This is a genomic window from Clostridium nigeriense (assembly GCF_050585245.1).
Classification (GTDB): domain Bacteria; phylum Bacillota; class Clostridia; order Clostridiales; family Clostridiaceae; genus Clostridium; species Clostridium nigeriense_A.
Map to the genome: position 1 here is coordinate 269,367 of NZ_JBNOOF010000004.1, position 24,593 is coordinate 293,959.

General features: G+C 28.6%; 22 protein-coding genes. 4 read left to right on the forward strand and 18 right to left on the reverse strand.

Annotated features, from left to right (window positions below):
- The first annotated feature begins 256 nt into the window (after nucleotides 1–256).
- A complete protein-coding gene (locus ACQPUY_RS08915) occupies nucleotides 257–1,165 on the forward strand; it encodes a MerR family transcriptional regulator (protein WP_430840796.1) in 909 nt (302 codons plus the stop codon).
- Between the two features lie 73 nt (nucleotides 1,166–1,238).
- Here the strand turns inward: ACQPUY_RS08915 and glmM are convergent, their stop codons facing one another.
- The 8 genes from glmM to cdaA form a co-directional block, all read right to left on the reverse strand.
- Complete coding sequence (gene glmM, locus ACQPUY_RS08920; RefSeq protein WP_430840797.1) at nucleotides 1,239–2,582, reverse strand: phosphoglucosamine mutase; 1,344 nt, start codon at nucleotides 2,580–2,582, stop codon at nucleotides 1,239–1,241.
- A 75-nt stretch (nucleotides 2,583–2,657) separates the two neighbouring features.
- On the reverse strand, nucleotides 2,658–2,963 hold the full coding sequence (locus tag ACQPUY_RS08925) for a YerC/YecD family TrpR-related protein (protein ID WP_430840799.1): 306 nt from the start codon (nucleotides 2,961–2,963) through the stop codon (nucleotides 2,658–2,660).
- Between the two features lie 103 nt (nucleotides 2,964–3,066).
- The gene (locus ACQPUY_RS08930; RefSeq protein WP_430840800.1) at nucleotides 3,067–3,897 is read right to left on the reverse strand and encodes an AIM24 family protein; all 831 of its coding nucleotides are present in this window, start codon (nucleotides 3,895–3,897) and stop codon (nucleotides 3,067–3,069) included.
- A gap of 229 nt (nucleotides 3,898–4,126) precedes the next feature.
- Nucleotides 4,127–5,197: a butyrate kinase gene (gene buk, locus ACQPUY_RS08935; protein ID WP_430840801.1), complete on the reverse strand. Its 1,071-nt coding sequence runs from the start codon at nucleotides 5,195–5,197 to the stop codon at nucleotides 4,127–4,129.
- A 22-nt stretch (nucleotides 5,198–5,219) separates the two neighbouring features.
- Nucleotides 5,220–6,128, reverse strand: coding sequence for a phosphate butyryltransferase (gene ptb / locus ACQPUY_RS08940; protein WP_430840802.1), 909 nt, complete (start codon nucleotides 6,126–6,128; stop codon nucleotides 5,220–5,222).
- 154 nt (nucleotides 6,129–6,282) lie between these two features.
- On the reverse strand, nucleotides 6,283–7,884 hold the full coding sequence (locus ACQPUY_RS08945; protein ID WP_430840803.1) for an NAD(P)/FAD-dependent oxidoreductase: 1,602 nt from the start codon (nucleotides 7,882–7,884) through the stop codon (nucleotides 6,283–6,285).
- Between the two features lie 154 nt (nucleotides 7,885–8,038).
- Nucleotides 8,039–9,322, reverse strand: a complete 1,284-nt coding sequence (locus ACQPUY_RS08950; RefSeq protein WP_430840804.1) for a CdaR family protein — start codon at nucleotides 9,320–9,322, stop codon at nucleotides 8,039–8,041.
- Entirely contained in the window at nucleotides 9,295–10,152 is an 858-nt protein-coding gene (cdaA, locus tag ACQPUY_RS08955) for a diadenylate cyclase CdaA (protein ID WP_430840805.1), read from the reverse strand. Before cdaA ends, ACQPUY_RS08950 begins: the two co-directional genes overlap by 28 nt.
- Nucleotides 10,153–10,303: 151 nt before the next feature.
- Between cdaA and ACQPUY_RS08960 the strand changes: the two genes are divergently transcribed.
- Nucleotides 10,304–11,299, forward strand: a complete 996-nt coding sequence (locus ACQPUY_RS08960) for a hypothetical protein (RefSeq protein WP_430840806.1) — start codon at nucleotides 10,304–10,306, stop codon at nucleotides 11,297–11,299.
- Between the two features lie 63 nt (nucleotides 11,300–11,362).
- Nucleotides 11,363–11,926, forward strand: a complete 564-nt coding sequence (locus ACQPUY_RS08965; RefSeq protein WP_430840807.1) for a cell wall hydrolase — start codon at nucleotides 11,363–11,365, stop codon at nucleotides 11,924–11,926.
- A gap of 224 nt (nucleotides 11,927–12,150) precedes the next feature.
- On the opposite strand, the gene iadA is transcribed toward ACQPUY_RS08965, so the two are convergent.
- The 9 genes from iadA to ACQPUY_RS09010 form a co-directional block, all read right to left on the reverse strand.
- Complete coding sequence (iadA, locus tag ACQPUY_RS08970; protein ID WP_430840808.1) at nucleotides 12,151–13,326, reverse strand: beta-aspartyl-peptidase; 1,176 nt, start codon at nucleotides 13,324–13,326, stop codon at nucleotides 12,151–12,153.
- 61 nt (nucleotides 13,327–13,387) lie between these two features.
- Nucleotides 13,388–13,912, reverse strand: coding sequence for a chromate transporter (locus tag ACQPUY_RS08975; RefSeq protein WP_430840809.1), 525 nt, complete (start codon nucleotides 13,910–13,912; stop codon nucleotides 13,388–13,390).
- Complete coding sequence (locus ACQPUY_RS08980) at nucleotides 13,913–14,449, reverse strand: chromate transporter (protein WP_430840810.1); 537 nt, start codon at nucleotides 14,447–14,449, stop codon at nucleotides 13,913–13,915. It lies immediately after the preceding gene.
- Between the two features lie 89 nt (nucleotides 14,450–14,538).
- Nucleotides 14,539–16,158: a phosphoenolpyruvate--protein phosphotransferase gene (gene ptsP / locus ACQPUY_RS08985; RefSeq protein ID WP_430840811.1), complete on the reverse strand. Its 1,620-nt coding sequence runs from the start codon at nucleotides 16,156–16,158 to the stop codon at nucleotides 14,539–14,541.
- A 325-nt stretch (nucleotides 16,159–16,483) separates the two neighbouring features.
- Nucleotides 16,484–17,518 carry a ribonucleotide-diphosphate reductase subunit beta gene (locus ACQPUY_RS08990; RefSeq protein WP_430840812.1) on the reverse strand — a complete coding sequence of 345 codons (1,035 nt, stop codon included), beginning with the start codon at nucleotides 17,516–17,518 and terminating at the stop codon, nucleotides 16,484–16,486.
- 35 nt (nucleotides 17,519–17,553) lie between these two features.
- Entirely contained in the window at nucleotides 17,554–19,782 is a 2,229-nt protein-coding gene (locus ACQPUY_RS08995) for a ribonucleoside-diphosphate reductase subunit alpha (protein ID WP_430840813.1), read from the reverse strand.
- A 215-nt stretch (nucleotides 19,783–19,997) separates the two neighbouring features.
- On the reverse strand, nucleotides 19,998–20,354 hold the full coding sequence (locus tag ACQPUY_RS09000; RefSeq protein WP_430840814.1) for an arsenate reductase family protein: 357 nt from the start codon (nucleotides 20,352–20,354) through the stop codon (nucleotides 19,998–20,000).
- A gap of 51 nt (nucleotides 20,355–20,405) precedes the next feature.
- Nucleotides 20,406–22,181, reverse strand: coding sequence for a sensor histidine kinase (locus tag ACQPUY_RS09005; protein WP_430840815.1), 1,776 nt, complete (start codon nucleotides 22,179–22,181; stop codon nucleotides 20,406–20,408).
- Nucleotides 22,165–22,860 (reverse strand): response regulator transcription factor, encoded by a 696-nt coding sequence (locus tag ACQPUY_RS09010; protein ID WP_430840816.1) that lies wholly within the window; start codon nucleotides 22,858–22,860, stop codon nucleotides 22,165–22,167. Before ACQPUY_RS09010 ends, ACQPUY_RS09005 begins: the two co-directional genes overlap by 17 nt.
- Before the next feature lie 182 nt (nucleotides 22,861–23,042).
- On the opposite strand from ACQPUY_RS09010, the gene ACQPUY_RS09015 reads away from it, so the two are divergent.
- Nucleotides 23,043–23,903 (forward strand): YitT family protein, encoded by an 861-nt coding sequence (locus tag ACQPUY_RS09015; protein WP_430840817.1) that lies wholly within the window; start codon nucleotides 23,043–23,045, stop codon nucleotides 23,901–23,903.
- 127 nt (nucleotides 23,904–24,030) lie between these two features.
- Here the strand turns inward: ACQPUY_RS09015 and ACQPUY_RS09020 are convergent, their stop codons facing one another.
- On the reverse strand, nucleotides 24,031–24,591 hold the full coding sequence (locus ACQPUY_RS09020; RefSeq protein ID WP_430840818.1) for a Fe-S-containing hydro-lyase: 561 nt from the start codon (nucleotides 24,589–24,591) through the stop codon (nucleotides 24,031–24,033).
- Between the last annotated feature and the right edge of the window lie 2 nt (nucleotides 24,592–24,593).

The following is a 24,593-nucleotide window of genomic DNA, read 5'->3' on the forward strand; positions in this document are numbered from 1 at the left end:
ATTATACACATAATAACTATAACTACATATTATGTCAAATCTGTTATTATCTAATTTACTCCCTATAGTTGCTCATTATTCATCTTATTCTATCCAACTGTTACACATAAATTAAATAATATATCTCAAATCAGTAGTAAATTTTGATAACCATTAATCTTTGTACTTCAAAAAATAATTACTACTTTTTGAGAAGAATTTATTGACCTGCACGCTACGTATAGTGATAAACTCTATGTAGAAAGAGGTGAAAATTATGAGAATAAATGAAGTTGTGGAGCGTGTAGAGTTAAGTAAAAGAGCAGTAAAGTATTATGAAGAAAAAGGATTAATTAAAATTAATAAAGATGAAAATGGATATAGAAATTATACTGAGAAAGATATAGAAGTTTTAGAACAAATATCTGTGTATAGGAAAATTGATATGGACTTAAATTCAATCAAAAATATTTTAACTAATCCAGAAATAGAAAGGAAAGTACTAGAAGATCTTTATACTAAAAAGAAATGTGATATAGAAAATCAAAAACAGCAACTTTTAATATTAGAAGAAATGATACATAGTAGAGAAATTAAATATAGAACCCTAAATCAGGAATTAGATTATACAAGTATTGCAGATTCAATTAAAGAAATGATACCAGGAGTATACGGACAAATGTTTATGTACCATTTCTTACCGTATTTAAATATACCTTTTGAAACTGAAGAGCAAAGGGATGCATATAACAAGATTATAGAGTTTTGGGATAATATCGAAATAAAGATTCCATTATCAATGAGAATTTCTAATTTTATAAATAAATCTTTAATGAAAAATAACATAGAGGAAGTAACAAAAAAAATAGATAAAACTATTTCAATGATTCTAAATCCTTCCGAAGAAGAATATGAAAAAACTAAAAAAATGATATATTCTAGCTATAAAATTCAAAATAATTTTTTATATAAATACAGTATTGCTTCAATTGCTAAAAGAAAGATGATGAAGGAATTACAAAGATGTGGATATAATGATATTTTTATTCCTAATTTAAAAAGACTTAGTCCTAAATATAATGAATACCATAATGCATTAATGAATTTAAATAATAGGATATGCGATGAATTAGGATTAAAATATGACTCTAATTATAATTTAATAATAGATAAAAATAAACAATAAAGCGTTATTCTAACAAATAGAACAGTAGAAAGATTTAATTTTTATAAACCTATCTACTGTTCCTTTAATTTTCTTATATTTTACTTAATATTAAATCTGCTAATCCATGAGCCATTTTGTCTATTTCTTCTTGGTTTTCTCCCTCTAACATAACTCTTACTAGAGGTTCTGTACCTGAAGGTCTTATTAAAACTCTTCCTGCACCATGTAAAGCTTCTTCTATTTTCTTTATTTCATTTACTATTTCTTCATCTTCTAAATATATGTTTTTCTTATCATTTGGAACCTTAGCATTAACTAAAACTTGTGGAAGTTCTTTCATTATTGCTGCAAGCTCACTTAAAGATTTTCCACTTCTCTTTCTTATAGCTGCTACTTGAAGTGCTGTAACCAATCCATCTCCAGTAGTATTGTAGTCTAAGAATATTATATGTCCTGATTGCTCCCCACCTAGAACATATCCATCTTTAATCATTTCTTCTAATACGTATCTATCTCCAACTTTAGTTTTTATAGTTCTAATCTCTTCTTTATTACATGCTATATCTAATCCTAAGTTACTCATTACCGTAACTACTAATGTATCATCTTTAAGCTTTCCTAAGTCTTTAAGATGCTTTGCACATAGCATTAGTATGAAGTCTCCATTAATAAGGTTTCCTTTTTCATCTACTGCTAAACATCTATCAGCATCTCCATCAAAAGCAAAACCTAAATCACACTTCTTTTTAACTACATATTCTTGTAACTCTTCTGGATGAGTTGAACCACAATTTTCATTTATATTAGTTCCATCTGGATTATCATTAATTACATAAACCTCCGCTCCTAATTGTCTAAAAGCCTTTACTGCTGCTTTATAGCAAGCTCCATTTGCACAATCTAAAGCAACCTTTAATCCTTTTAAATCTACCGGTATAGTTGATAGAGCGTAATCTGTATATTCATCAAGGGCACCAACTTCAATATGGGATCTTCCTAAATCATGTCCTGTTGGACTTGGAACTCCTTCAAATCCACTTTCAATTACTCTTTGAATCTCATCTTCTAATTCATCTGGTAACTTATATCCCTTATTATCAAAAAACTTAATTCCATTATACTCAACTGGATTATGTGAAGCTGATATCATTATACCTGCATCAGCATTGTATTCTCTTATTAAATGTGCTACTGCTGGTGTAGGAACTACTCCTAATATTACAGCTTCGGCACCTACTGATAATATCCCTGACACTAAAGCTGCTTCTAACATATCTCCTGATATTCTTGTGTCCTTAGCTACTAATATCTTTGGTTTATGAGTTCCTTCTGTTAATACATAAGCACCTGCTCTACCTAGTCCATAAGCAATTTCAGATGTTAATTCTGTATTAGCAATTCCCCTAACTCCATCTGTACCAAACATTCTACCCATATTTTTTACCTCGCTTTTTTCTATTGGTTATACATAATAATAGTATATATTTATAGTTTATACATTACAACTTTATTATTTCTTAATTTTTTCTAATCTATCTAAAATTAACCCATATCCACCAGGCCCATAATTTAAACATTTATTAACTCTACTTATAGTTGCTGTACTTGCACCTGTTTTCTCTGCAATCTCTGTATAAACCTTCTTTTCATTTAGTAGTTGTGCAACATGTATTCTTTGAGCTAATGCCTTTAGCTCGTTTATAGTTGCTACATCTTCAAAAAAACTATAGCATTCCTCTATTGTTTCCAATTTTAAAATTGCCTCAAAAAATAAATCTAATTCTGGATTTTTTAGTTTACTTTCAACTATACCCAAATAACTCACTCCTAACTTTCATTATTATCTTTAGAATAAGCATTATATAAATAAAATTATAACTTTACTTTTTGCAATTTACAACTATGTCAGACTAAAGTGATCATTCATCTAACATTCCTTCATCTATATATCTTAAATTTTTAAGACCCCTATTTTTTAAATCATCATAAACTGAACTTGTTGGTGCTAACCAAACTTCACCAGTTCCTTTATAAACATTAAGTAAACCTTCTCCATTTAATGCTGTTCCTATAAGAGTTGTTCCTGATTTTTCTACTGTAAATTCAATATTTCCACTTCTCAATATTGCAAAATTACCATCTACTTTTAACACATCCCTAAATATCTTACATCTTAATATTTCTTTTTCTGGAACAGGAATTTCTAAGACAACTATTCCACTTCCTTTTAGTCTTGTCTGATATAATCCCTCATTTCCAAAGAGCATAGATGATATATTTTTTTGAATTATAGGTTCTACTTCTACTTCTTCTTCACATGCATAAAATAATCCATCATCTATTATAATTTCTTCATCTTCCAATTCTATTAATGTAAAATGTCCAAAACTAGATTCTAAAAATACTTCACCTGTTCCTCTTAATATTGGCTTATACATAGACTCTCCAGTTACCTTACTAGAGAAAAACTTTTTACCTAGTCCTATTAATCCACCTGCTTTATTTACTATATCAATATTTCCTTTCATATAGCTTAACGTACCTGCTTCAATCTTAACTGCACTATCATCTAAAATAATTCTAATTTGCTTTAATCTAATAGATGAATTTTTCATCAAATTTATTTGCATAGCAGTATTTAAATCTTTTGCTCCTTGTAAGTCATCATATTCTAATACTTGAAAAGTACTTTCATTTTTCATTTCTGATATCATAGTAAGCCTATTTTTCATATTTTCTGAAGTTATCAAAGTATCCCCTCCTTTTTATCATTTTACCATATTCTATAAACTCTAAACTATATATATTATTTTACCTCTATACAGATAAAAAAAACTATATAGAATACTTGGTTAAATTAATAATAATTATTTCAACCAAGTATTCTATATAGTAAAACTTTAATTATATATTTAATGTGTTAAATTTATATGGTACCTTATGTTCAAATTTATATCTCAATATTCTACTTTTAAGATTTTATTTATATTCTCTAGCTTCCTCTTCTCCTGTTAATACTCTAAGAGCTCCTTGTGCTAATGCTAGTAATTCATCTTCTCCAGGATAAACTATAATTTCTCCAATCCATCCTATTCTCTTCTTCAATTCTGATACAACTTTTTCTGAGTAAGCTATTCCCCCTGTAAGAATTATTCCATCAATTTTCCCATGTAGTACAGTTGACATCTCTCCAACAGATTTTGAAACTTGATATATAAATGCATCAAGGCATAATATAGCTTTTTTATTTCCTTCTTCTGCAAGCTTTAATACATCTCTTGCATCATTTGTATTTAAGTATGCTACATATCCACCTTTTCCAACTATTTTACCATAAATTTCCTTTTCTGAATGCTTTCCACTATAACACATTCTAATTAGTTCGCCTACTGGAACTGTTCCAGCTCTTTCTGGTGAAAATGGCCCCTCTCCATCTAAAGCATTATTAACATCTATAACTCTTCCATTTCTATGAGCGCCAACAGAAACTCCTCCACCCATATGAACTACGATTAAATTTAAATCAGAATACTTAACTCCACTCTCTTTTGAATATCTTTTTGCAACTGCTTTTTGATTTAGCGCGTGGAATTTACTTACTCTTGGAAGTTCTGGAACCCCTGAAATCCTAGCTACTTCTTCAAGCTCATCTACAACAACTGGATCAACTATAAATGATGGTATGTTTAATTCACCAGCTATTTTATTAGCAAGTATACCTCCTAAATTGGAAGCATGTTGTCCTTGTATTCCTATCTTTAAATCTTCTATCATAGTATCGTTAACCTTATAAGTACCACTTTCCATAGGCTTTAGCATACCACCTCTACCTACTACTGCTGATAAAGTCTTTAAGTCGAAGTTTTTTTCCTTTAATATATTTATTATTATATCTTTTCTAAAATCTATTTGATCAAATATTGTTTCGTATTTTTCTATTTCCTCTGATGAATGTCTTAAAGTTTCTTGAAATAATTCTCTTTCACCTTCAAATACACCTATTTTAGTTGATGTTGACCCCGGATTAATAATTAATAGCATGTCTGACATAACATAACCTCCCAATATAATATTACTTCTTTGCATCTGCTACTAATGCAGCTAAAGCAATTGAATTAACCTTAGTTTCAAATTTATCTGCTCTTGAAGTTAAGATAACAGGTGCTGATGTACCCACTAAAAGTCCACCATTTTTTGTTTTAGCTGTATATGTTAAAGTCTTATACATAACATTTGCAGTTTCTATATTTGGAAGTAAAATTATATCTGCTTTTCCTGCAACTTCTCCTGTTATTCCTTTATGATGTGCTGCTTCTTCTGATAAAGCATTATCAAGTGCTAAAGGTCCATCTACAAGACAGCCTTTTATTTGTCCTCTATCATTCATTTTTGCTAGTAATGATGCATCAATAGTCGCTGGCATATCTGGATTTACAACCTCAACAGCACAAACAGCTGCTACCTTTGGAACTTTTATTCCACAGGCATGTGCCACATCTACTGAATTATTAAGAATTTGAACTTTAGCTTTTAAATCTGGATAAGTATTAAATGCTGCATCTGTTAATAGAATTAATCTATCAATTCCTTCTATCTCAAATACAGATACATGAGACATAAGCCTTCCTGTTCTTAATCCTACTTCTTTATTAAGTACACTTCTTAAAAAAGTAGCAGTATCTACTAAACCTTTCATAACCATATCAGCTTTTCCAGTTGAAACTAATCTTATTGCTTCTAATGAAGCTTTAGTAGTATTTACTTCATTAACTACTTCATAATCTGAAAGATCCATCCCAATCTTATCTGCTATATTTTTTATTTTCACTTTATCCCCTACTAATATTGCATCTGCAATACCTTTTTCTTTTGCTAATTTAATTGCTTCTAATACAGGTTCGTCTTGGGCAACTGCAACTGCAACCTTTTTATTAGAGCAAATATTAGCTTTAAGTAATAGATCCTCAAAATTTTTACTCATAATTACACCTCTGATACTCTAGTTGATTTTCTTCCCTCTACAATATTAAAAATTGTTAAAAATATGTCATATTCTTATATGATTAACTTCTTTTCCTTTATATTGTAACAAAAAAAATTCTGAAAACAATAATTTTCAGAATTTTCCTTAATATTTATTTTATTGGCTTATATTCTCTTATTATTTTCTCTGCAACCTTAAGTCCATCAACGGCTGCCGAAATTATCCCTCCAGCAAAACCTGCACCTTCTCCTGCTGGAAATAATCCTTCTACAGAAATACTTTGTAAGTTTTCATTTCTATTTATTCTAACAGGTGCTGAAGTTCTTGTCTCTATACCTGTTAAAATTGAGTCATAGTCTCCATATCCCTTTATTTTTCTATCAAAATCAACAACAGCTTCCTTTAATGCTTCTATCACATAAGATGGTAAGCATTTTCTTAAATCTTCAAATATATATCCTGCTGTGTAACTAGGTTTAACATTTCCAAGTTTTTTACTAACCTTATCTTGCATAAAGTCTCCAAGTAATTGAATCGGAGCCTTATAGCTTTCTCCGCCTAACTTATAAGCTAAACTTTCATAATGTCTTTGGAATTCCATTCCTCTTAATGGAGATGAACCTTCAAAGTCATCTGGTCCCACAGTAACTACTAATGCTGAATTTGCATTTTCTAAATCTCTTGCATGATAACTCATTCCATTAGATACTAATCTTTCATTTTCAGAAGCTGCTGCTACTACAACTCCACCTGGACACATACAGAAAGAATAAACAGCTCTTTTTAATTTCTCACTTTGATATGTTAATCTATATTCAGCTGCCTTTAGTCTTGGGTGGTTATACATCTCTCCATATTGACTCTTGTTTATTACCTCTTGTGGATGTTCTATTCTAACTCCAATAGCAAAAGCTTTTGGTTCCATAAATACACCAACTTTATGTAGCATTTCATATGTATCTCTTGAACTATGTCCTATTGCTAAAATTAAATTTTCGCATTGAATTTCTTTACCATTTACTATAATAGACTTTACTTTACTATCCTCTATTTTTATTTCTTCTAATTTAGAAGAGAATAAAACTTCTCCACCTAATTCTTTAATTCTTTCTCTTATATTTTTAACTACTCCCTTTAAAAGATCTGTTCCAACATGAGGCTTTGCAATATAAGTTATTTCTTCTGGTGCCCCAGCCCTAACTAATTCCCTTAATACATAATCACATCTAGTATCCTTAATTCTAGTAGTTAATTTTCCATCAGAAAAAGCTCCAGCTCCACCTTCACCAAATTGAACATTAGACTCAGTATTTAATTCACCAGTCTTCCAGAACTTATCAACAGTGTCAGTTCTTTTATCCACATCTTCTCCACGCTCAATTACTAAAGGTTTATATCCCTTTTCTGCTAATAGCAATGCTGCAAAAATTCCAGCTGGCCCAAATCCAACTACTACAGGTCTATTTTTAAGTTCCTTGTCACCAAATTCAATATCCGCATTATAGGAGGTAGTTTCTAATTTTATATCTTTATCCTTAAGTTTCTTAACTAATTTTTCTTCATTTTTATGCTCAACTTCTACACAATATATGTACTTAATATCATTTTTCTTTCTAGCATCTAAACTTTCTTTTATTATCTTAAAATTAATTATTTCTTCTTTAGGAATTTTCAACTTCTTTGAAATCTTATTTATTAATAAGCTTTTATCATCATCTATACTTAAGGCAATATTATTAATTTTTATGGCCATTTTATCTTCCCCTCTCTAAGGTATTAATACTCTTATAAAGATATTTACAGTTTTTAATTTTATCATATATTAAACAAAAAAAGTAGAATATATACTATATTACTTATGGCTTTATCAACCTTTGGCAATTTCATATATATTCCACATATAATAATTATTCTCCAGTCCCTTCAGTATTCTCACTATTATTATTGTTATTATTGTTCTCTTGTGATCCTTGTGCAATTTCTTTAGATACTGTAAGAGTAACATGTTCTACTGATTCTACGGATATGCTTCCACTTAGATTTTTCAATGTTACTTTCGGTTCCACATCAAAAGTTCCTTCTTCCTTATAGCTACTAACATCCAAAGAGTTTATAATATTTTCTTCAGTAACATTTGATAATTCATCCTCAAACCCTTTTATCGTTACTTTGATATTTTCTTTATTAGGAAGTACTTTTATCCCATCCGCAGCTCCAGTAATATTTAACTTAACACTAAAGTCCTTAGTTGTCATAGATATAACATTAACTCGTGCACTTAACAATTCTTCTCCCTGAGCTACACTTATTCCATTAGGTATTATAACACTAAGATTTACATCCTGATTTCCAGTTATTGATGAAAGATCAATTGCAGTTGTCGATAACTCATTTATAGTATCTAATACTTCAGTAGGCCCAATAATTTCTACCGTTTTTCTACTACTTTCTATAGACTTTAATTTCATAGTACTTGGTAATTCTCCAACAGTGGCAACATTTATCTTAACTGATTTTCCTTTACTAACATTTATTTCAACTTTTGCAGTTTCTACAGAAAGATTAACATCTGTTACCTCAGCTCCTGACTCATCTACTGGTACTATTGGATAATTATCAACAATATCCTCATTAATATCTTCTTTATTATCCGTTACTACTAATTTAGATACTTTATTTACTACAGATTCTGCTCCCGTTACTTTAACTTCTTCTGGAGTTATAGTTGGCTCTGAAGCAAAATATCCAGATTTAGGAGTAACCTTAATATTAGATGTTATAGGCATAGTCTTTTCTACCATATCTTCTATATTAATACTTACAGTTAATGTGTTAGTATTTTTTATACTAACTGTAATTGGATAATCAACTATTGAAACTGTTACTTTATTTTCTCCCTTTTTCCAAGCATATTCACTTAAGTCAACTTGAACCTTAAAGTCGCTTTTCTTTATTTTATTAATATCATTAGTATTTCCTTCTACTTTTAATGTTACATAAAACTCTTGTCCAGGAGTTAATGCTAATTTAGATGAAGTTAAAGCCTCAGAATTAACTAATTCAACTGGTATCTTACTAATTTCAGTAGTTCTTATTTTATTCTCTACATTAGTAACATAAACCCACAAGCCTATAGATATTAAAAGGCATATTATAGGTACTACTATCTTATTTTTTTCCTTTTTATCCATACCTTCACCTTCTCCCCAGCTGATTTAAATTTAACATTTTTCTTATCACTATGCTGTAGCATCTTAAGTAAAACAATCCTTAATTTCTCTTTATTGTAATTCCTTGTTAATCTACCATTAATAGCTAAAGATATAACTCCTGTTTCCTCTGAAACTATAATAACTATAGCATCGGAGATTTCTGATAATCCTATACCAGCTCTATGCCTTGTTCCCAACTTTTTATTTATATTATTATTATTAGTTAAAGGTAATACACAACCTGAAGCTAATATTCTATCGTTTCTTATTATAGTTGCTCCATCGTGTAATGGTGTATTAACTACAAAGATATTTTCAAGTAAATTTGATGTGACATTTGCATCTAATATAGTACCTGAATTTAGTACATCTCCAAGTCTAGTTACTTGCTCTATTACTATTAATGCTCCTGTTTTAGATTCAGCTAAATTACATACTGCATTTACTATTTCATTTACAGTTATATTTCTCTTTTCGGCATCTTGAATAATATGAATCTCTTCGAATGCACTTCTACCTATATGTTCTAAAGCTCTTCTTATTTCAGGTTGAAAAATAATAACTACTGATAACAATCCTATAGTAAGAGTTTTATTTAATATAAAATTAAGTACCTCTAACTTCAATATATAGCTTATTGGTATAAGTATAATCATCAAAATAATACCTTTTAAAAGTTGTTCTGCTCTCGTTTCTTTTATTAATGAATATCCTTTATAAAAAATATAGGCCACTACTAATATATCTAAAATTGATGAAATTGATATGTTTTTTATTGTATTAATTAAAATTGTACTTATTTCTTGCATCTAAGGGTCCCCCCAACTACTTATATATTATAATTATACACCAATTAATATCATCTTAGTATAAGACTTTATTTTTTTTGATTAATTTAATAATATTTTAAGAGTTTCTATAATATAAATTTATGTAAAGAGAATTAGGGGTGATTTATTTATGGATAAAAATTTTTTTACTTATGTTAAAGAGCATAAAAATATTGTTATTGCTTCTTTATTATTACTATTTATATTATCATTTTCTTTATTTTTCATAACATATAATTCAAAAGATAATAGAACAAAAAGATATTTAAAAAATCTAGCTGAAGAGTTAAATGATGTTAATTCAACTCTTACTAATGGAGTAAAAGACTTAACTATAGATACAAATAATACTAAGGATATATTGTCTACAGGCATTGAAAACCTAAATAAAATTATTATATCTGTTTCAGAGGTTAATAGTGAATCTTCTGATGTCTCATCATTAAAAGAAAATTTAACTAATGCTTTAAACTCCACAATAAACTTGTATGATAATAGTCTTATAATTTTATCTAATCCGGAGAATGTTAAAAATAATGATGATTTAAATAAATTTAATACTTTTAAGGAAAACTGTATCTTAGATTACTCAAAACTAGTAGATAATAATATAAAAATAAGTTTTTCAGATGACTCACTAAAATTTATAGATAATTTCAATAACTATATGAATACATTAATTAAAATTAATAGAGATTCGGAATTTAAGAATAGTCAACAAAAAGATTTTATATATACACTTGAAAGTTTTAATGATGACATTACTTATTTGAATGAAGATTTAACTTTAGCAATCAATAAAATAAGAGAAGATAAGAGAGATTTTCAAGGGATTATAGATGATATATATAATAAAGAGGACACCTTTAATAATTTAAAGAATAAGTTAGCCTTCTTATCTATTCCAGAAGGTTGCATGGAAATATATGAATCCTTAAATGAATATTTAAATACTTATTCAGCTTATTTAAATACTATAAAAGAAGCTGTAATATATGAAAAAACATCTTCAGATGTAGATGATGCTTCTGAGAAAATTACTAAAAATTATAAGAACTCTACATCAAAAAGAAATGATGTCCTAAAGGCTTATTCATCTTATGAAAATAAATTAAAAAATTTCTAGTATTAAAATTTTCCTTTTGGTAATAATAATTTTGGATATCTATTATCCAAAAGGAGGTTGTTTATGAAATATTTAAAAACAATATTTATTTTATTAATAGCCCTTTTATTTTCAGCAGAAATTAAAGTATTGGCTTATAGCAATACTATAGAAATGAGGACGAAAAATTTAAATGACGAATTAAATACTATATTAATAAATATTCCAAAAGAAAAAGTTGTTCAAGTTTTTAATCACAATGACAACTTAATTTATTTAACCAAAGACGATTTAGACCTAATGGCTAAAATAGTCTATGCTGAAAGTAAAGGTGAGCCCTACGAGGGTAAGGTTGCAGTTGCATCGGTTATTTTAAATAGAGTGTTGACCCCTGGATTTCCAAATAGCGTTAAGGAAGTTATTTTTCAACCAAATGCATTTTCCTGCGTAAATAATGGTGAAATTAATGTTCTTCCTACTGAAGAATGCTATAATGCTGTTTATGATGCTATTGAAGGAAATGATCCAACTAATGAAGCTTTGTTCTTTTATAATCCTGCAATAGCTACATGTGCTTGGATGCAGGATGTTGAGAAATCAGATAGTAAACTCATTGGTCAACATTTATTTTTTAAAACTAGTTACTAAAAAGTACTTCTATATAATTTTACTTATTCTGTCGCAAGCTCCAAGTCATCACAAAATTAATAGAAGCACTTCATAACTAAAGGAAGGAAATTATAAAAAGTCATTCACAGGATAACATCTTTATTATAATTTCCTAAAGAGTAAAAAATGGCTGTCATAAAGACAGCCATCCCTATTTTTAGGGTAACTTATATCAAAGACTTAAAACAAGTAAATCTATACTTTTAGCCCTCAAAAGTTCCTTTTACAATAGCATCTCCATTCTTAACCATAACCTTTCCCATAGATATAACAATATCTATTTCTAGATTATCCTCATTAACTAAAACTAAATCTGCATCTTTTCCACTTTCTATTGATCCCTTATTTTTTAGCTTCAATACCTTTGCAACATTTGAAGTTATAACCTTAATCGCATCATCTATTGGAATATTATAAGTATTAATACACTCCTTAACCTCTTCATATAAACTTGCTACCGAGCAAATACCTACTTTTATTAATCTTCCCTTCTCATCAAAGGTTGGCATACTTCCATTTCCGTCAGATGAAAATGTAACATTTTTAATATTGGAGTTATTTTTTGTTAAAATGCTTAATGCTTCACTAGCTCTTAATTCTCCTGGTGCTAATAATTCTACTGGTGTACTTGTAGTAAAATCTATATATCCACCCTTATTAATATACTCTTCTCCTGATTTAAATAAATCTCCATTTCTATTTATATGAGTTGGAAGAATTTGAGTTATAGGAATCTCTGTTTCATCTGCTAATCTAAATAAATAACCTAACTTTCTAGTTCCATCTCCTAAATGAATATTAACTATTCCTGATTTTCCTGATAATAATCCACCTACTCTAGATTGAGCTATAGCTTGAATTAACTCATCATATGTTGCTTGAGAACTCCTAGTATCTGATATTGCTATTTCTCCAACACCTATAATCTTATCTATTAACATAATATCCTTTTTAATGCTACCTGTTAAAGTTTTTACTGGTATTTCATAAGACCCAGTATAACAATATGTAGTTATTCCCTCTTCTTCTAAGGCTTTAGCTTTTGCTATTAAGCTTGCCATATCTCTACAAACTCCATCAGTTCCTATACATCCAACTACTGTTGTAATTCCTGCCTTAGTTATATCTGATAATTTAATTTCAGGTGTTCTCATATTAAATCCACCTTCACCACCGGCTCCATTAATATGGACATGATTATCTATAAATCCTGGAAATAACAGTTTTCCCTCACCATTTATAACTTCAATGTTAATAAAGTTTTCCGGTATATTTAAATCATCATAGATTCCTTCAATTTTATTAGATGATATAACAACATCCTTAACTCCTAAATACTCTGGAGCATAAACCTTTACCTTTTTAATTATCTTTATCATTTTCGCCTCCTATAAATCTATAATTTCTTATATACTATTATTATCATAACCTCAATTAATATTAAATATAAAATATTATTCCTATAATTGCTGCTATAACTATTACTAATATTGGATGCACCTTTTTGCTTAATAGTACTAAGCCCATGATTCCAGCTATTATTAAACTTTTTATATCTAAATATGATTCTTTAGCTAAATCTAAAAAGGCTTTAATTATTAATGCAATTAATACTGGTCTCATTCCCATTAGAGCTGATTTTATCACGATTGATTCTTTAAATTTTTCTAGCATCTTGCTTATTATGGAAACTAATATAAATGAAGTAAAGACAACTCCTAATGTTGCCATAATGCTTCCAAGTACTCCGGAAAGCTTATACCCTACAAAAGTAGCTGAATTTATAGCAATTGGACCTGGTGTCATTTGTGATACACCTATAATATCCATAAACTCACTTATACTAATCCAATTATTATTATCAACTATTTCCTTTTGTATAAATGGCAGCATTGCGTATCCACCACCAAAGCTAAATGTTCCAATTTTAAGAAATGCTAAAAATAGTTTAATTAATAAATACAACTACTCCACCTTCTTTCTTAAAAATATAACTCCATATATGGCAGATACTATTATTACTATTACTGGATGAATATCAAAAACTACTAAAGCTATGAGAGCTACTATAATAGTTAATATTGTTCTAATATTTTTTTCTAATCCCTTACTTAAGCTAATAGCGCCAACTAACACTAGTAATGGAACTGCTGCATTTATCCCCATAAAACCTGCATTAACATAATAATTATTTCTGAATTTCATAAAGAAAGCTGCAATTAAAAGTATAATTAGAAAAGATGGTAAAATTACTGCTAATAATGCCATAACAGCTCCAAGAAAACCTGCTATTTTATATCCTAAAAATATTGAACAGTTTACCGCTAAAGCTCCTGGAAGACTTTGTGAAACTACTAATATATCCATAAATTCATCTTTTGCTATCCATTTCTTATTGTTAACTACTTCTTCCTCAATTAATGGAATCATAGCATAGCCTCCTCCGAATGTAAAAGCTCCTATTTTAAAAAAGGCTACAAACATTTCTATAATTTTTTTCATTCCTTCACCACCTTAATGATTATATTTATATAATTTTATCCCAAAATAAAAAAGCCGCATTTATAGTATGCGACTTTTCATGAATTTAATTATTCTTGTTCTAATATTATTTTCTTAGCTGTTAATATTGATGTAGCACTCATTGAGAATTCATCTAAACCATATTCAACTAATGTTGGAATAGCAGCTTCGTCTCCTGCCATTTCTCCACACATTCCAACCCACTTACCATGTTTGTGAGCTCCATCTATAGTCATCTTTATTAATCTTAATACAGCTGGATGCATTGGGTTGTAAAGGTATGATACCTTTTCGCTCATTCTGTCAGCAGCTAATGTGTATTGAATTAAGTCGTTAGTTCCGATTGAGAAGAAGTCTACATGCTTAGCTAACTCATCAGCATATACAGCAGCAGCAGGTATTTCTACCATTATACCCCATTGGATTTTTTCTGAGTATTCTTTTCCTTCTGCTCTTAATTCAGCCTTACATTCTTCAACGAATTCTTTTGCAGCTTGGAATTCTTCTAAGCCTGAAATCATTGGGAACATAACTGCAAGGTTTCCATATACAGAAGCTCTTAATAAAGCTCTGATTTGAACCTTGAATATATCTTTTCTATCTAAACATAATCTAATTGCTCTATAACCTAAGAATGGATTCATTTCTTGTGGTAATGGTAAGTATGGAAGTGTCTTATCTCCACCGATATCTAGTGTTCTTATTACAACTTGCTTTCCATCCATTATTTCAAGAACCTTCTTATAAGCTTCGAATTGTTCTTCTTCTGTTGGAGCTGAGTCTCTATCCATGTATAAGAATTCAGTTCTGAATAATCCAACACCGTCTCCACCATTTGCAACTACTGCTTCAGCGTCAGCAGGTGATCCTATGTTTCCACAAACTTCAACTCTTCTTCCTGATTTAGTAACTGTTTTAACAGTTATTAATTTCTTTAACTCTTCTTGTTCTGCTAAGAATTTTTCTCTCTTTGCAGTATATTCATCTATAACTGATTGTTCTGGGTTTATTATGCATATACCTTCGATACCATCAACTATAACCATATCTCCATTTTTAACTGAAGTAGTTATATCTTTTAATCCAACTATTGCAGGAATTTCTAATGTTCTAGCCATGATAGCTGAGTGAGAAGTTCTTCCTCCAATGTTAGTTAAGAAACCAACTACCTTACTTCTATCTAATTGAGCTGTATCTGATGGAGTTAAGTCGTGTGCAACAACTATTGTATTTGCTTCTGTTATAGCAAAAGCATCTCCACCTTTTCCTGCTAGATTAGAGATTATTCTCTTTGAAACGTCCTTTATATCAGCAGCTCTTTCCTTCATATATTCATCTTCCATTGAGTCGAAGATCATTACAAATGTGTTAGTAACACTTTCAACTGCCTTCATTGCATTTATGCTATTTGATTCTATTTCTAGTAACATTCCACCAGTGAATTCTGGGTCATCTAATAAAGTAAGATGTGCTTCGAAAACTTGAGCTTCATGTTCTCCAATTTCTTCTAAAGCCTTATCTCTTATTTTGCTTAATTGAGATTTTGATTGATCTAAAGCTTTTCTTAGAGCTTCCTTTTCAGCTTCTACGTCAGAAACCTTTGCATCTGTTATAACTATCTCTTCATGTTCTTGTAAAAATACTTTTCCTATTGCATATCCTTTAGATGCGGCTATACCTTTTTTCATTGTTGAGATTCCTCCTTAAATAATAGCTATAAATTCAAAAAAATATATGAATTTTATAGAACGTACTAATCTATTTTTATAAATTACAACTACTATGTATTATAACATATTTTTTCTTTATGTTAATAAGAATACACGCAATTTTTATTATTTTCTATCTTTAATTTTATTTTTCATTTATTTTATTTATATTATTACTATATAAGTATATTTTATCTAAAAATTTTTCCTAATATTTCAATTTAAATGAAATTTAATCATAAGAAAGAAGGTATCCTAAACTAAAATATTAGTTTTTAGATACCCTTCTTTTTTCATTACTGCATTATAAATCATCTACTAAAGCCCCTGCTTTTGCATAAGCAGTTGATTTTGCTTCAAAGAAATCCGTTTTAACTGTATTTGCATCTGCTAATATATCTACCCAATCTGCTGGATTTTTGCTATGTCCTTCGTATATTTCGTCAAAACCTATGGCTCTCATTCTTATGTTACCTAAATACTTAATATAATCACTTATTAATTGCTTATTAATTCCTTGAATATTATCTCCAATTACATAATGCCCCCAAGAAATTTCATGCTCAACTGCTATTTTCATCATTTCTTTTAATTCATCTTTTAGCTTTTCAGTAAAAATTTCTGGTTCTTCTAATTGTAATTCTTTTAATATGTTTCTAAATAACCATAAATGAGTATTTTCATCTCTATTTATATATCTAATTTCCTGAGCTGAGCCTGGCATCTTTCCATTTCTTTCAAGATTATAAAAAAACATAAAGCCAGAATAAAAATAAATTCCTTCCAGTATATAATTTGCCATTATAGTTTTAACTAAGTTTTTTTCTGTTGGTGATTCTAAAAAATTATTATAAAGATCTCCTATAAATTTATTTCTTTCCAATAATATTTTATCATTTTTCCATTGATACAATATTTCATTTCTCTTTTCTGGAGAACAAATTGTATCTAGCATATAGCTATAACTTTGCGAGTGAACTGCTTCTTGAAAGGCTTGAATAGTTAAACATAAATTTACTTCACTAGCTGTTATATAGCTATTTATATTTGATAAATTTGCAGTTTGAATTGAATCTAAAAATATTAAGAATGAAAGAATTTTATCATAGGCCGTTCTTTCTTCTTGTGTTAATTTATTATAATCCTTAAGGTCTTGTGCAAGATTTATTTCTTCTGGTATCCAGAAATTATTCATCGCTTGCCTATACCAATCAGCCACCCATTTATATTTCATATTATTAAAATCATTTAAATTTGTTGTATTTCCATTTATCATCCTCTTTTTTGATGTTTCTATATCTCCTAACTCATTGAAAAGAGGTTTTTTATTAATAACCATTCTAACCCTCCAAAAATTAATTTTCTATTTTCTTATTATGCTGAGCAGCTCTCACAATCACTAACTGTTAATGATTTTGATCTTACATAATAAATTGATTTTACGCCTACCTTGCATGCTTCTATATATAAATTCATAATTTGTCTCATAGTGTAATCTGTAGTTATATATAAATTAAAGGATTGACCTTGATCTATATGTCTCTGTCTTATTCCATTAATTTGTACACACCACTTTTGATCTATATTATAAGCTGAATTATAATACCAATAGTTTTCTTCATTTAAGTTAGGTGCTGTCTTTGGTATTATACTTCCCTTCTTTTCTTCAAGCCAGAATCTTGCCATTACTGGATCTATTCCTTCTGATGTTCCAGCAATAGTTGCTGTAGATCCATTTGGTGCTACTGCAAATAAATATCCATTTCTAAGTCCATAAGTTCCTACTTCTTCTCTTAGCTTATTCCACTTATCTGAATTGTAATTTCTAAGTTTGAAATATTCACCAGTTTGCCAATCTGATCCCTCAAAGCAAGAATATCTTCCTTTTTCTTTTGCAATATTCATACTTGCTTTTATGGCATGATAATTTATTCTTTCATAAACATCATCTGCAAATTCTTTATGCTCATCTGCTGTCCAATGAATTAAATTATTTGCTAGCATATGATGATATCCACTAGTTCCAAGACCTATTGCTCTATATTTCTTATTTGTTACTTCTGCAAATGGCACTGAATAGTAGTTTAAGTCTATTACATTATCCATAGCTCTTATTTGCGTTTCAACTACATATCCAAGTTCCTCATCATCCTTAACTTCTACATTTCCTAAAACTACTGATGATAAATTACAAACTACGAAATCTCCTGGTTTAGTCTTTTCAATTACTACAATATCTCCATTTTCATCAACAATCTCTGATTTTTTAATATCCATAGAACTCATATTTTGCATAATTTCTGTACAAAGGTTTGATGAGTATATTATTCCCTTATGTTTATTAGGATTCATCTTATTTACTGTATCTCTATAAAAAGCAAATGGTGTTCCAGTTTCTGCAGCACTTTTTATTATTAGTCTAACTATATCCTTAACCGGCATAACCCTTTTACTTATATTTTCATCTTCAACACATTCATAGTATCTTCTTTCCCACTCTTCTCCATAGAAATCTTCTAATGAATAGCCCTTTGCTAATCTAATTTCATGTGGGCACATCATATACCAGTTAGCATCTATATTTGTTTCTGCTAACTTCCAGAATAAATCTGGGTAACATATTCCAGGGAAAACATCATGGGCTTTCTTTCTATCATCACCATTATTAGTTCTTAATTGTAAGAATTCAGGTATGTCTTTATGCCAAGCATCTAGCCATATTGCTACAGATCCATTTCTAACACCTAATTGATCAACTGCAATTGCTGTGTCATTAAATAATTTAATCCAAGGTATTACTCCTCCAGATGCTCCTTTAAAGCCTCTTATAGGAGATTCTAATGCTCTAACCTTACCAATATATATTCCCATTCCTCCACCAAATTTTGATACTTCTGCAAAGTTATCTAATGACTTATATATTCCTTTTAAGCTATCATCTACTGTATCTATAAAGCATGAACTTAATTGGTAAAATGGCTTTCTTGCATTTGACATAGTTGGTGTTGCCATAGTTGCTTTTAGAGAACTTAATACATCATAAAATCTCTTAGCCCAAATCACCCTATTTTCTTTCTTTTCTGGAATAGCAAGATGCATGGCTATTCCCATAAACATTTGTTGTGGTAACTCTAATCTACTTCTGTCATAATCCTGAATTAGGTATCTCTTTGCTAAAAGATTAATCCCGCTATAAGTAAATAAAAAGTCTCTTTCAGACTTAATTTCCTTCTCTAGTTCTAAAATATCTTCCTTAGTATAATTTTCTAATATATATTTTCCATACAAGCCTTTATTAGTTAGTTCTTCTATAAATCCGTATAGATTTCCATACAGTTTATCATCAGAAGTTAATTTTCTATTTTTTCTTACTTCATCATATAATTTATATACATAAAGCCTTTCAGCAACTTTTTGCCAATTTGGCTCTATATCCGTAGTTAGTTCTAATGAAACTTGTATTAGCGAATCTCTTACTTCATCCTTACTCATATTAGGTCTTATTATATGATTTAACGCTTCTAAAAGCTTTTCCGCCGTATAAACTTCCTCTTCATTATCTAAGCTAATTAAAGAGTTCTTGCAAATATCTAATAAATTCATAGCTTTCCCCTTCCACTATATATAGTATATCTTCTCTCCTTTGTTGTAAAAATATACAACATATAGATACATTATAGTTTCATTTTTCCTTCATGTAAAATTGGAGATTTCAAAAAATATACTAAAAAAATGGAGATATCTTTTAATATCTCCTTTTCTCATTCATTGCCGATAATATTAATTATTTATTAAAACTTAATACTTTAAAATAAATATTATTTTAATTTTTCAGCCCAATCCTCTTCCTTAAATCCTACTAACACTGTATCATCTTTAACTATTATAGGTCTCTTAACTAGCATTCCATTAGTAGATAATATATCTAAAAGTTCATCTTCAGGTAAAGTTTTAACCTTATCTTTTAACTTCATTTCTCTATAAAGCACTCCCGAAGTATTGAAAAACTTATTTATTGGTAATCCACTTTTTTCAATCCAAGCTTTTAACTCATCCTTCGTTGGATTTTCTTCAGCTATATGCCTATCTATAAATTCAATATTATTTTCTTCTAAATACTTCTTTGCTCTTCTACAAGTAGTGCACTTTGGGTATTCAACAAATAAAACTGACATAATATCACTCCTTAATTATAATTATTTTTCAACTATATTTATTATAACATATTATTTGTTAGGTATAATAAGATATATTTTAAACATATCTCCTTCTACCTCAATTTTTATACTTCCACTATGAAGCTCTATTATGCTCTTTGTTATGGCAAGGCCCATTCCCGAACCCTCTACAGCTGAATTTCTAGACTTATCTGCCCTAGTAAATCTTTCAAAAATATCTTCTGTATTAAAATCCATTTCATAATTTGAAATATTTTTAAAAGATATCTCCACTGAATTTTCTCCAGAATTTATATCTATATAGACTCTGGTATTATTTAATGAATACTTCAACGCGTTAACTATTAAGTTTTCAAAAACTCTAGACATTAATTTACCGTCTAAATCTAAGATAATTTCATCTTCATTTGAACTAACCTTAAATTCTATATTTTTCTCTTCATATAGATTTGAATATTCACCAATTCCTTGGTAAACTAATGAAACTATATCTAATTTTTGTTTTTCTATCTTCATCTTTCCACTATTTAATTTTGACGCTTCAAATAAATCTTCAATTAAGCTTTTTAACCTTTTTGAATTTCTATCTAAAATCATTAAATAATCTTTTCTTTCCTCTTCTGTTATATTAGGCTCATTTAATATATTGACATAATTAATAATTGAAGTTAATGGAGTTTTTAAATCATGAGAAACATTAGAAATTAACTCTGTTTTCAACTTTTCATTTCTAATTTGTTCATTTAAAGCTATTTTATATCCTTCTTTAATTTTATTTATATTATTTACCAAATCCTTAACTTCTCTTTCTCCTATATCTCCTAAGGTATATTCTAAATCTCCAGAATTAATTTTCTTTAATCCATCGTTAATTATAGATACATCTAAACTCTTTTTAAGTGAATATATAACACAAACTAATGGTATCAAAACTAATATTAGTGTCCCTTTAAAAGGATATCTCGTTAAAAATGTTACTAATAAGTTTTGATTTCTTATTCCTGCAACTAAATATAAATATACTACAATTACCGCTATAGCACCGCTTATTGAAAAAATTATCTTATTCCTCGTATTTCTATACTTATATCCATACCTTATAACAAATATCAGTCTTTTTAATACTTTAATTTCTAAGTGAATATTATTCCTATTGAATACTGAATTAAATACAACTTTTACTAAAAGTACTAAAGTAATTATAGTTACAATTATCATAAATCTTGCTATTAATAACTCTGTTCTTATGAGATTTGAATAAGATGCTGGATTTTTATAATATATTTCAATATATTTATCTATGGCTTTCATATTTACCTTATCCGACATACTCATAACATAGTAATTATACTTATCCTTATTATCTAATCTAACTGAGGATAATCCCATTTCCTTTAAATATAAATTTATATTATCTTCTAATAAGGGAACATTATTATCATATTGTTGTACTGAGTTATATAAGTTTATATCGTTTGTAGTAAAGTCTCCAGTTTCTTTATTTATTAAAACGTAGAAAACCTCATCATAATAATATATATTATCTGATAAGTGTTCATTTTCATATTGTATTGCACTTATATCTTCTAAGTTATTACTATTTGAGTATATGTATCTAGATATATTTTTACTCTCATAATATATCATTGATTCAACATATTTTTCTTTATTTATTAAAACATCAAAAGTTCCTGCTCCTATCTCTGCAGAACCATCGTTAAAAGCTTGATAATATCCTGTGGTTAGTAAAGTTAATAATATTCCTAATATTAATATTTCTATTCCCCACACACCTGTTAAATAATTTTTAATTTTCTCTCTCAATTTTATATCCAACCCCCCATACTACTTTTATATATTCTGGGTCCTTTGTATTAATTTCAATTTTTTCTCTAATTCTTCTTATATGGACAGTTACAGTATTTTCACTTCTATAAAAAGGCTCTTCCCATACTTTTTCATATATTTCCTTTATTGAAAAAACTCTTCCTAAATTTGAAGCTAAGAGCTGAAGTATTTTAAATTCTGTAGCTGTAACCTTAATTTCTTCTCCTCTTAAAAATACTGTTTTTTCTTTGTTATTTATAATTAAATCTTTAACTCCTATTATATCTGGACTATCTCCTTCTAATTCTAAAGGATTTTGATACCTTCTTAATTGGGATTTAACCCTTGCAACTAATTCTAAATGATTAAATGGCTTAGCTATATAGTCATCAGCTCCAACATTTAATCCCAATATTTTATCACTATCTTCACCTTTCGCCGATAACATAATTATTGGTAAATTTCTTTTTTCTCTAATTTTCAAACAAGTTTTAATCCCATCCATTCTTGGCATCATTATATCTAAAACTATTAAATGTACCTTTTCTCTATCTAAAACTTCTAAAGCTTCTATACCATCCTTTGCCTTATAAACCTTCATGCCTTCTCCTCTTAAATATATGTCAATGGCATCTCTAATTTCTTTTTCGTCGTCAACAACTAAAACATTAAACATATTATAAAACACCCCTTGAATTATTCTGTCTTATAAATATAATATCTTATATTGCGGTATTTTACTAATTATAAAAATTACATTTTTATTAAAATACTAAATTGAATAAATTATATTAACATATCTAAATATTTAATATATAATTTTTGTTGTAGATTTACTTAAATTTTAAGGAGTTAAATATGTTTAACAAGTTTTCGATCAAAAAGCACATGGTTTTAGATTTTATTCTAATTTTTGCTGGATGCATAATTGCTTCTCTTGGAGTTAACTTATTCCTAGTTAATGCACAATTGTTAAGTGGTGGTGCAACTGGCGTAGCACTTATTCTTCAATATTTATATAATATACCTTCTGGTATAACAGTGTTTTTAATTAATATTCCTTTATTTTTTGTTAGCTATAAAATGCTAAACAAAAAATTTACTCTATACTCAGCAGTAGGTATGATATCTTTATCAATATCATTAATGATAACAAAACCCTTATCTAGTTTAGTAAGAGTCGACGATATATTACTTTATTGTATTTATGGTGGATTTTTATCTGGATTGGGCTATGGATTAGTGTTTTTAAGAAACGGATCAACTGGTGGCACAGATATTATAACTATGGTAGTTAGAAAAAAATATTCTAATTTTGAAATTGGTAAACTTAGCTTTGGTTTAAATTGTATCATCGTTTTTATAGGTGCTTTAATTTTTGGACTTCCTAAAGCTTTATATACATTAATATCAATGTTCGTTCAAGGAATTGTAGTTGATAAGGTTATTAATGGATTTAACAGCAAGAAGCTTTTACTAATTTTAACTGAAAAAGAAGAAGAAATAATCAAGTATGTTATTAAAGATATGAATAGAGGAGTCACCTCTCTTGTAGCTGAAGGGGAATATACTCACGAATTAAAGAAAATGCTGTACATAGCTGTAACATCCTCTCAGATGGTTCACTTAAAAAATAAAATTTTAAGAATAGATCCAAAAGCCTTTATTACAATAATAGATGTTTCTGAAGTTAACGGAAAAGGTTTCTACAAAATTTAAATATATAACTAATCTATAGACACATTATGCTCATCTCTCCGTCGCCTCTATCCAAGTCGACTTTCGCATTAATATGTCTATAGATTTTATAATTATAGTTTATTTTTCTTCCTTTATTATTTCACTTTTAATTGTTAACTGTCCTAAGATATTCCTCTTGTCCTAATTTATATAAATTATTACCTTCTGTATCTATAATAACTATTAATGGCATATCTTTAACTTCCATCTTTCTAATTGCTTCTGCTCCTAAATCTTCATAGGCAATGACTTCTGATGCAACTATAGTTTTAGATATTAAAGCTGCTGCTCCACCAATTGCTCCTAAATAAATAGCTTTATTCTTTATTATATAATTCACTACCTCCTCATTTCTAGCGCCCTTACCTATCATAGCCTTCAACCCTAAATCTAATAGCCTCGGAGAATAAGCATCCATTCTATAGCTTGTTGTAGGCCCTGCTGATCCGATAACTTGTCCTTCTTTGGCAGGAGTTGGGCCAACATAATATATAGCTTCATCCTTAATATTGATTGGAAGTTCTTTTCCTTCATCTAATAACCCTATTAATCTTTTATGAGCTGCATCCCTAGCAGAGTATATAGTTCCTGATAATAGTATTCTATCACCAGCCTTTAATTCTTTTATTTTTTCATATGTTAATGGTGTATTTATCCTTATATCCATAA